Source organism: Candidatus Nanopelagicales bacterium, assembly GCA_030700225.1.
Taxonomy (GTDB): Bacteria; Actinomycetota; Actinomycetes; order S36-B12.
On record JAUYJT010000027.1, the window covers coordinates 85,990 to 96,227 of the forward strand.

9 protein-coding genes are annotated in these 10,238 nt (G+C 65.6%); 8 read left to right on the forward strand and 1 reads right to left on the reverse strand.

What is annotated here, in order from left to right; translation table 11 throughout:
• Positions 1–48 precede the first annotated feature (48 nt).
• From Q8P38_03795 to Q8P38_03830, 8 genes are all read left to right on the forward strand, one after another.
• The gene (locus tag Q8P38_03795; protein ID MDP4013730.1) at positions 49–1,980 is read left to right on the forward strand and encodes a TIGR03960 family B12-binding radical SAM protein; all 1,932 of its coding nucleotides are present in this window, start codon (positions 49–51) and stop codon (positions 1,978–1,980) included.
• Positions 1,977–2,708, forward strand: coding sequence for a TIGR03936 family radical SAM-associated protein (locus Q8P38_03800; protein ID MDP4013731.1), 732 nt, complete (start codon positions 1,977–1,979; stop codon positions 2,706–2,708). Before Q8P38_03795 ends, Q8P38_03800 begins: the two co-directional genes overlap by 4 nt.
• Positions 2,709–2,833: 125 nt before the next feature.
• Positions 2,834–4,963: an Rne/Rng family ribonuclease gene (locus Q8P38_03805; GenBank protein MDP4013732.1), complete on the forward strand. Its 2,130-nt coding sequence runs from the start codon at positions 2,834–2,836 to the stop codon at positions 4,961–4,963.
• A 93-nt stretch (positions 4,964–5,056) separates the two neighbouring features.
• Complete coding sequence (gene rplU, locus Q8P38_03810) at positions 5,057–5,371, forward strand: 50S ribosomal protein L21 (protein MDP4013733.1); 315 nt, start codon at positions 5,057–5,059, stop codon at positions 5,369–5,371.
• A 3-nt stretch (positions 5,372–5,374) separates the two neighbouring features.
• Entirely contained in the window at positions 5,375–5,626 is a 252-nt protein-coding gene (rpmA, locus tag Q8P38_03815; protein ID MDP4013734.1) for a 50S ribosomal protein L27, read from the forward strand.
• A 38-nt stretch (positions 5,627–5,664) separates the two neighbouring features.
• A complete protein-coding gene (gene obgE / locus Q8P38_03820) occupies positions 5,665–7,017 on the forward strand; it encodes a GTPase ObgE (GenBank protein MDP4013735.1) in 1,353 nt (450 codons plus the stop codon).
• Positions 7,014–8,138, forward strand: coding sequence for a glutamate 5-kinase (gene proB, locus Q8P38_03825; GenBank protein MDP4013736.1), 1,125 nt, complete (start codon positions 7,014–7,016; stop codon positions 8,136–8,138). Before obgE ends, proB begins: the two co-directional genes overlap by 4 nt.
• A 32-nt stretch (positions 8,139–8,170) precedes the next feature.
• The gene (locus Q8P38_03830; GenBank protein MDP4013737.1) at positions 8,171–8,551 is read left to right on the forward strand and encodes a hypothetical protein; all 381 of its coding nucleotides are present in this window, start codon (positions 8,171–8,173) and stop codon (positions 8,549–8,551) included.
• Between the two features lie 154 nt (positions 8,552–8,705).
• On the opposite strand, the gene Q8P38_03835 is transcribed toward Q8P38_03830, so the two are convergent.
• On the reverse strand, positions 8,706–10,238 hold a 1,533-nt coding region (locus tag Q8P38_03835), incomplete at its 5' end, for a DUF222 domain-containing protein (protein ID MDP4013738.1).

A 10,238-nucleotide genomic window follows, 5' to 3' on the forward strand; every position in this document is an offset into this window, starting at 1 on the left:
CGCGACGTACCCTGAGGTACTCGGACCGGGGCGACGCGGAGGCTCAGTTTGGTTGATTCGGTGTTTGGCGCCCTCGAGCCCCTGCTCGGGCGCGTGGCCAAGCCGGTGCAGTATGTCGGCGGCGAGGTCAACTCGGTCCGCAAGGACTGGGATGCCGCGGATGTGCGATGGGCTCTGCTCTACCTGGACGTGTACGAGGTCGGAGCCCCGAATCAGGGGATTCAGATCCTGTATGAGGTCCTGAACAACCTGGATCGCGTACTGGCTGAGCGCGCTTACGCCGTGTGGCCCGACCTGGAAGACGCTATGCGCGAGGCGGGGGTGCCGGCGTTCACTGTTGACTGTCACCGCCCCCTGGCAGCGTTCGATGTTCTTGGCGTGAGTCTGGCGACCGAACTGGGCCACACGAACCTGCTCAGCGTGCTTGATCTTGCGGGCATCGCGCTGCACGCAGCGGACAGGAAGCCTAGCGACCCTCTGGTCATAGCTGGCGGACACTCCGCGTTCAACCCCGAGCCGCTCGCCGACTTCCTTGACGGCGTGATTCTGGGCGACGGGGAGGAGACCGTGGCCGCCGTTACTGGCGTCATCCGGGACTGGAAGCTCGGCGGTGAACGCGGCGGCCGCGATGGACTACTGGCCAGACTGGCCGCCACGGGCGGAGTCTATGTCCCCGCCTTCTATGACGTCGACTATCTCCAGGACGGGCCGATCGCGTCCATCAAACCGAACCGCGCCGGTGTTCCCTGGCGAGTTTCGAAGCACACCTTGATGGATCTGGATCATTGGCCGTATCCTCGGGCTCCCGTGGTGCCTGTCGCGGAAACAGTCCACGAGCGGATGAGCGTGGAGATATTCCGAGGCTGCACGCGTGGTTGCCGATTCTGCCAGGCGGGCATGATCACCCGGCCGGTTCGAGAGCGATCCGGCGCGGCGCTGGCGCGGATGGTCGCCTGCGGACTGGCGAGTACCGGGTACGACGAGGTGGGGCTGCTCAGCCTGTCTTCCGCTGACCATTCCGAGATCGGATCCCTGGCGAAAGTCCTGGCGGATACTTACGCCAGCTCGCGGGTGGCCCTGAGCCTGCCAAGCACGCGTGTGGATGTGTTCAACATCGAGCTGGCAGGGGAACTATCGCGCAACGGTCGGCGGTCCGGGCTCACATTCGCGCCTGAGGGGGGCAGCGAACGCCTGAGACGCGTGATCAACAAGAACGTGACAGAGGCGGACCTGATGGCAACCGTGACGGCGGCCTACGCCAGCGGCTGGAGGCATGTGAAGTTGTACTTCATGTGCGGTCTGCCCACCGAAACCGACGACGACGTGCGTCAAATCGCACGCCTGGCCACGGAGGTGATTCGCGCTGGCCGACAGGCCACGGGACGCTCAGATGTCAGATGCACCCTTTCCGTCGGCGGCTTCGTACCCAAACCGCACACTCCGTTCCAGTGGGCTGCCCAGCTCGATTACGAGGAGACCGACAGGCGCCTGGCCATGATCAGGGACCAGATCCGCGGGCAACGAGAGTTCGCCCGGGCGATAAAGGTCAAGTACCACGACGGCAGGCCGGGGGTAGTGGAAGGCTTGCTGGCCCGGGGTGACCGCAGGGTAGGGGCCGTCATCGAGGAAGTCTGGCGGCGGGGAGGCCGGTTTGACGCGTGGAGTGAGTACTTCTCGTTCGACCGCTGGATGAAGGCCGCCGAGGACGTCTGGCGAGGCACGCCGGTGTCGCTTGGCTGGTACACAACGCGCGAGCGCGAGCACGACGAAATCCTGCCGTGGGCTCATCTGGATGCCGGTCTAGACACCGAGTGGCTCTGGCAGGAGTGGACTGACGCCCTGGCGGACGACGAACTGGGGGATTGTCGCTGGGCGCCCTGCTCGATCTGCGGGGTATGCGACCAGCTCGGAACGGATACTCAACTCGCATCGCCGGGCGCCGCTCACCGGGCGGAACTGTCGCGGAGAGCGCGCCAATGAGGAAGCCTCCGCATGAGGCACAGCCTGTGGCACAGCGCCTGTGGTTGCGGTACCGAAAGACCGATCGTATGCGTTTCGCCAGTCACCGCGACTTCCAACGCAGCCTGGAACGAGCGGTTCGACGGGCCGGACTCCCGGTTGCCTCAAGTGGCGGATTCAGCCCTCATCCGCGGATCTCCTATACCAATGCCGCACCAACTGGAGTGGCAAGCGAGGCAGAGTACCTGGAGTTGGGGCTGGCGACGTGCGTGGACCTGGGCGAGGTCAAGGACGACCTGAACAACGCCTTGCCGTGCGGGTTCGGAATCGTGACCGTGGCTCCCAAGGCTGCGGGCAGGCTGACGGACTTGCTCGAAGCGAGTCAGTGGAGGCTTGAGTTCCCAGGAGTGGCCGGACCTGATATGGCGGCGGCATGCGACCGGCTACATGGCCTGGCGCCGGTGACAGTGACGCGGGTCAGTCACAAGGGACGCCGCGACTTGATCGTCACTGATGCGCTCGTGTCGACTGGCGTGACCGGCGAATTCTCAGACTCTGGGGGCGAGTGTGCGATACTGCACATGGTCGTGCGGAACGTCACACCGTCTGTTCGACCAAGCGAAGTCCTGACAGCTCTCACCGAGCAGGCGGAACTTGTAGCGAAGCAGCCGGTGCTTGTGACTCGGTTGGCGCAAGGTCCGATGGACGAGTTGGGCATGATCGGTGACCCTCTCGCCGTTGATCTATAGGACATCGCGAGTGTGCCGACATGGCACGCGACACATGACCGAAGACTTGCGGCTCGCAGGACGAGTCGGACGACCAAGGTCCTCCAGCGGTGGAGACATCCGGGGGCCGTGAAGGGATCGAGCGCATGCTCGACGAAGAAAGCAAGCCGAAAGCGGCTCCCGAAGAAAACTCCCGAGCCTCGGCGGTCGCGTTGCCTTTCGGCTCGCAGTCGGCCGAGTCCAAGTCGGCACGTAGCGAGAAGCGGCCAGAGACCGGAAGGCCAGCAGCTCCACTCGCTGGACCAGCTGGTATTCCTCTGTTCCAGCCTCCGCCGGAGCCGCCCGCGCGTAGTTCGCGGCCAGATGAGACCAGGGAGACGTCACAGGGAGGCGACTCAACCACACCCCCGCCTAGCCGCAACCGAAACCGTCAAACCCGTGGGCAGCAGTCCGCGGGCCAGACCGGATCAGACAGCGGGGGTTCGGGTTCGGCGGTCGGCCGCAAGCCCTCCGGCGCCGGGAAGCCTTCCGACGCGGGCCAGACCGAAGATGCCGACAAGTCCGGCGAGGGCCAGGAGCCCGAATCCGAACAGGACACCGGTGGAAACGCTGCCCGGCGCAGGCGCCGCCGCAGGCGCCCAGCTGGCGGCAACGGCGAAGCCACGGGAAGCACTGGGGCCAGTGAGAAGAAGGAACCGAGCTCAGGCGATGAGGTGGCCAGTTTCAAGGGCTCAACGAGGCTGGAGGCGAAGAAGCAGCGCAGGCGCGAGGGCCGCGAGTCAGGACGGCGCCGCGCGCCAGTGCTGACTGAGGCCGAGTTCCTGGCACGCCGGGAGTCGGTGCGTCGGGGCATGATCGTGCGCCAGAGGGGGCGCGTAACCCAGATCGCGGTGCTGGAGGACGGCATCATGGTTGAGCACTATGTCAACCGTGCCACAGTCACTTCCATGGTCGGAAACGTCTACCTCGGCAAGGTCCAGAACGTGCTGCCCTCCATGGAGGCCGCGTTCGTCGATATCGGCCGAGGCCGCAACGCTGTGCTGTACGCGGGCGAGGTGAACTGGGACGCCGCGGGTCTTGAGGGGCAGGCCAAACGCATAGAGCAGGCACTGTCGTCCGGAGACAACGTACTGGTCCAGGTGACGAAGGACCCGGTGGGCCACAAGGGGGCCAGGCTGACCAGCCAGGTCTCGTTGCCCGGCAGGTTCCTGGTTCTGGTCCCGGACGGGTCAATGACTGGGATCAGCCGCAAGCTCCCCGATCAGGAGAGGGCGCGGCTGAGGTCGATCCTGAAGACGATCGTGCCCGAAGGCGCTGGTGTCATCGTCAGGACCGCGGCCGAAGGCGTGAGCGAGGAGGACCTGTCCCGCGACATCAGCCAACTTTCGGCCGCGTGGGATCGGGTTCGTGAGCAGGCTGAGACCGCTGTCGCACCCGCGGTTCTGCACAGCGAGCCGGACTTGGCTTTGCGTGTCGTCCGGGACATCTTCAACTCTGACTTCGAGTCGCTGGTCGTCTCTGGCGACGAAGTGTGGCGCACTTTGCACGACTACGTGTCCGCGAACGCCCCAGGTCTGCTGGATCGGGTCAGCAAGTGGACCGAAGAAGCTGACGTGTTCAAGGCGAATCGCGTTGATGAACAGCTGTCCAAGGCGCTCGACCGCAAGGTATGGCTCCCGTCGGGAGGATCGCTCGTCATCGATAAGACCGAGGCGATGACCGTCGTGGATGTGAACACAGGCAGGTTCACCGGCCAAGGCGGCAACCTTGAGGAGACCGTTACAAAGAACAACCTGGAGGCGGCCGAAGAAATCGTTCGGCAGATCCGGTTACGGGACATCGGCGGCATCATCGTCATCGACTTCATCGACATGGTCCTGGAGAGCAACCGGAACCTCGTGCTTCGCCGAATGGTCGAGTGTCTCGGGCGCGACAGGACGAAGCACCAGGTGGCGGAAGTGACTTCCCTGGGACTGATACAGATGACCCGGAAGAGGATCGGCCAGGGGCTCCTTGAGACGTTCAGCGAGCCGTGCGAGGTCTGCGACGGCCGCGGCGTCAAGGTGCACTCCGAGCCGGTTGAACAGCGCAACCGGACCGGCCGCGGCCGGTCAGTACGACCGCAGGGCGCCCATGACCCGACCGAGTCGGTAAGGCGCGATGCGGAATCCGCGGTAACCGAGACCGACAAGGCCAGCGACTCGGTCGCGTCGGCTCAGGCGGCGCAGCCGGCCGCTTCTGAGGCGAAACAGTCCGCGGACGCGGAGGCGGTTTGACCGGTCGCGCGCTGACTCCGTACCCTAGATCCCGGCTGGGCGGGCGCGGAAGCAGCACGCTGTGAGCCAAGTGATTATCTAGGGAGCGGGCACATGTATGCCATCGTGCGTGCCGGAGGGCACCAGGAGAGAGTGGCAGTCGGAGATGTCATCGACATCAATAGGTCGGATGACACTCCCGGCGCCGTAGTGGACTTGGCTGCCCTACTGATCGTCGACGGCTCCACCGTCACCAGCGACGCGGATGCTTTGGCGAAGGCAACCGTGAAGGCTGAGGTTGTCGAGCACTTCCGTGGGCCGAAGATCAAGATCGTTCGCTTCAAGAACAAGATCGGGTATCGCCGTCGGCAGGGCCACCGCCAGGACCAAACCAGGCTTCGCGTGACCCGCATCGAAAGTGGGATCTGAGCAATGGCACACAAGAAGGGCGCGGCTTCCTCCAGGAACGGACGTGACAGCAACGCGCAGCGGCTCGGGGTGAAGCGCTTCGGCGGGCAGGCTGTGTCCGCTGGCGAGATCATCGTGCGCCAGCGCGGAACGCACTTCCATCCGGGTACCAACGTGGGCCGGGGAGGCGACGACACACTGTTCGCTCTGGTCGGCGGCACGGTTGACTTCGGAACTGCCCGTGGCCGCCGTGTCGTGAACATCATCGCTTCCTAGTGCCCGGGCGTTTGCCTTGAGACAGTGAGATTCCTGGGATGAATTCATTCTTCGTCGACCGGGTCATCGTCCACGCGACCGCGGGAGACGGGGGTGATGGCTGCTCGGCAGTCCGCCGGGAGAAGTTCAAGCCCCTGGGTGGGCCGTCTGGCGGCAACGGCGGGTCCGGAGGGTCGGTTGTGCTGGAAGTGGACTCCGGGGTTACTACCTTGCTGGGGGTGCATCGGCGGCCTCACCTGCGCGCGAGCAACGGTTCGGCTGGCCGAGGCGGAAACCAGACCGGCTCCGACGGTGACGATTTCGTGGTCCGAGTGCCCCGAGGGACTGTGGCTAGCACGCTCTCGGGAGGTCGGATCGCTGACCTGATGGGTCCTGGAGACACGTTCATTCTGGCGCGGGGTGGTCGGGGAGGACTTGGCAACGCCGCGCTCGCCTCTCCCAACCGGCGCGCGCCGGGCTTCGCCTTGCTGGGGGAGCCGGGAGCGAAACTCGATGCGGTCCTGGAGCTGAAGTCGATCGCGGATGCTGGGCTCGTTGGGTTCCCGAGTGCCGGGAAGTCGAGCTTGATCGCGGCGATGTCGGCTGCGAGGCCAGAGATCGCCGACTACCCGTTCACGACCTTGCGGCCTCACCTGGGCGTGGTCGCCGCCGGGGATGGATCGTTCACGATCGCGGACGTTCCCGGGTTGATTCCCGGCGCGAGCCAGGGCAAGGGGCTCGGTTTGGAGTTTCTGCGGCACGTCGAGCGCTGCGGGGTCATAGTTCATGTCGTGGACTGCGCGACTTTGGAGCAGGGGCGCGACCCCGTCTCAGATCTTGACGTGATCGAAGCCGAACTCGCCGTTTATGGAGGGTTCGACGACAGGCCGCGAATCGTGGCACTGAACAAGGTCGACGTGCCTGACGGCAGAGAGTTGGCCGAGATGGTCCGCCCCCAAGTCCAGGCTCGGGGATTGCCGGTGGTCTTGGTGAGCGCGGCCACACACGAGGGACTTAGGGACCTGGGTTTCGCGATCGCTGGAATTCTGTCAGATCAGCGGCGCGATGAGCCCGTTGAGGCGAGGCGAATCGTCATCAAGCCGCGCAGCGTCGATTCAGCGGATTTCGCTGTGGTGCGCGACGGCGAGCTGTTCAAGGTCAGTGGTGAGAGGCCGGAGCGTTGGGTACGCCAGACCGATTTCGGTAATGACGAGGCTGTCGGCTACCTGGCCGATCGGCTCGCTCGGCTTGGTGTGGAGGACGAACTTGTCCGATTGGGCGCCACGCCTGGATGCACCGTCGTGATCGGAGGAGACGACGGCGTTGTCTTCGATTGGGAACCCGCGATCCGCGCCGGGGATGGCCGAGCCGAGGGACCTCGCGGTACAGACACACGGTTGGACGGCCGATGAGCGGGCGCACGGTATTCGGGTCGGTCCGCAGGGTCGTGGTCAAGATCGGATCGTCGTCGCTTGCCATGCCCGGAGACGGGCTGAGCTCTGAGCGCGTCAAGGGGATCGCTGATGTGGTCGCCGACGCCACGCTGGCGGGGCGGCAAGTCGTCCTGGTGACAAGCGGCGCGATCGCGGCGGCCCTGGCGCCTCTTGGTCTGAGACGCCCACCTCGGGACCTGGCGACGCAGCAGGCCGCGGCCAGCGTTGGCCAAACCGCGTTGATGGCGGTGTACGCGGCATCGTTCTCTCAGCGTGGGCTCATCGTCGGACAAGTCCTGATGACGTCCGAAGATGTCGTTCGCCGCGCCCACTACCGGAATGCCCAAAGGACGCTGTACCGGCTCATGGAGCTGGGCGTGGTGCCTGTCGTCAACGAGAACGACACGGTCGCTACCGACGAAATCCGGTTCGGCGACAATGACCGCCTGGCGGCGCTGGTCGCGCATCTAGTACACGCCGACGCCATGATCCTGCTCAGCGATGTTGACGGCCTGTACGACGGGCCACCTCATCGTGAAGGCAGTCGGCTCGTCAGGTCTGTGCGCACCGCCGATGATCTGAACGGGATCGAGTTCGGCAAGCCGGGTCAGTCAGGCATCGGGTCAGGCGGGATGCGCACGAAGGTTGAGGCCGCGCGCATCGCCACCGGCGCGGGTATCCCGGTGCTAGTGGCTTCGGCTGATGATGCCGCCGCGGCCCTTGCCGGGAGTGGAGTAGGCACGTACTTCCACGTAACGGGCCGCCGAGTGCCAACTCGCCTGCTGTGGCTGGCGCACGCCGCGACGGCTGTGGGGGCCCTCCATCTGGACAGTGGGGCCGTCTCGGCGGTAGTGCAACGACGGAAGTCGCTGCTGCCGGCTGGGATCATGCGAGTCGATGGCAGATTCACCGCGGGAGATCCGGTGGACATCTTGGACGAAAACGGGGGCATTGTGGCCCGGGGACTGGTGAACTTTGACTCGGCGGAACTACCACGGCTGCTGGGCCGGTCCACGAAGGATCTGGCGCGGGAGTTCGGGTCCTCATACGAGCGTGAGATCGTGCACCGCGACTCGCTGGTTGTCCTGCCGAGGGCTTGACGGGCCTGGCGAGCCGCGAAGGAGGCGCATCCGTGTCTGACGCAGACGGGAGCGTTCGGGTGCCTGGCGTGCTGTGGCATGTCACTGTGACTCTGCACGGCAACCCGAGCCCGGTGCGCCAGCTTCAGGACTCGCTGACCGAGCTGGCGTTCCTCCACCCCTTTGACATGGCCGTGCGGTTCGCCGGCGACACAGCGGAGTTGAGGTACTGGGACGAGGGCCAGGACTGCCGCGGCGTAGTCGAGAGGGCGCTGGCCTTGTGGGACGAGCACAGGGCAGACCTTGGCTTGCCGGCGTGGCCTGTCGTGGGGGTGGAGGTTCTTGACCGCTTCACGTTCCGGCGCAGATGGACCGTCGATAACCCGCTGGCCCACTTGCTCGCTCCCGGCGTGCTGCCTTTCCCGCGGGGCTGATTGCCCGGCTGATGCAAATCCTCTGGTGATCAAGCTCGTCAGCGATCTTCCCTTCCTGAGTGGTCATCGACCGCCATGATCAACATATGCGGCCCTTCGGATTTGGGTGGGGGCGCGGCCTCGGGCCCCCACCCCGGCTACTCCCGTAGTGGCGCTACTCCAGTAGTAGCGGCGGGGGCTTGTCGGTGATGGTGATGCCCGCTGGGGTGCGCCATGTCCAGCCGGCCGCTGCCTCGTTGCCGTCTTGCCCGGTCTTGGGGTCTGGGCCAGGGTCGGGGTCCAGGCCCAGGTCGAGGTCCCAGCCGTGGTGCGTCTTGATGTTGTGATGCCTCCGACACAACGGCCCAAGGTTCTCCGCTGTGGTAGCCCCCTTGGGCCACGCTACGGCGTGATCAAGATCGCAAGCCTGGGACTGGCGGCGACACCCAGGATGGCGGCAATACGGTTCACGGGCCCGAACCAACCGAGCCAACGCCGCACCCGGGGTGTACGTTCGAGAACCAGTCGCCGTCTCCGTCGACGACGCCGCATCAGTGATCCAGGCCCTCCACGTACCATCAGCGGCCAGCTCACGAGCCACGGTGGCCGGGACCGGACCCAAACCAGTCACATCACCTTGGTCCTCGGCTAGTCCCAGTAGCGTGTCCAAACCAACGACCACGTTCACCTCAACGCCGGCAGCGGCGGAACCAGCGGCGGAGCCCGTGGGGTTGTTCAGGATTAGGTCGGTGAGGGTGTCGGCGCGGATCTGGTCGATGTGACGCCCGGTGCCGTCACTGGACATGCCTTTGGCGATCGCGGTCAGGCGCCGCCAGATCCTTCCGCCTTCCTCCTGGGGTAGTAGGGCGAGTAGTTCACACATGCCGTCTTGTTCGTCGCGTAACTCCACGCGGCGGTCCTGGCGTGCCCTCAAGCGGGCCTCCTCCAGCAGAGGCGGCGCGAGATTGTGTTTGATCCCCTTGGCGGTGCGGCGCACCTCCGCACAGGTCCACACCCGGGAACCAGCCAGCCACCGCTTCTGGACCCGCCCAGCAACAGCGGCGGTCACCTCCAAGGCGGCCTGTGTGTCCAGGTTCGCCACATCGGCCAGAAGTAGCCGCGCCGACAATCCCGGTAACTGGCCCCGCGACACCAAACCAAGCAAATCGGGATGAGCGGTCAACTCCCGCGCCGCGTGGATACGATTCGCCGCGCTACCAGGGGACAAATGCAACGCCGCGGCGATCTCTTCACGAGCCGGATCAGTGATCCCAGGCGAGGCACCCACAGGCGGCACGATGACTGGTTCGGGTCCCGCCGCGGTCACGAGGCCATGGGCTTGTTGGGCTGACACCCACGAAGCCACAGCTTCCCAAGCGGCCAACAGCACAACCTGGCACGCGCACGGTGAACCGGGAAGCCCAAGAGGTGGATCCCCGGGCATTTGTTCACCGCTGTGATCCGCCGGGCACGGCCCCCACCCAAGAGCGGTCAACGCCTCCACCAGGCCCGGACCCGCTGGCAAGGTCAACAAATCGAGAACCCCGGGACGGATCGGCGCCTCATACCAGCCCGCGTCCACCCAACCCGGTCGGTTCCCCAGCCACCACGAGCGCAGATCCCGCGCCGTAGCCACCTCCGCCAGGCTCGACGCGTCGGCCACAGGCGCGGCGAAAACCCTCGACCCGGCTGCCGGGTCAAGAGGCGA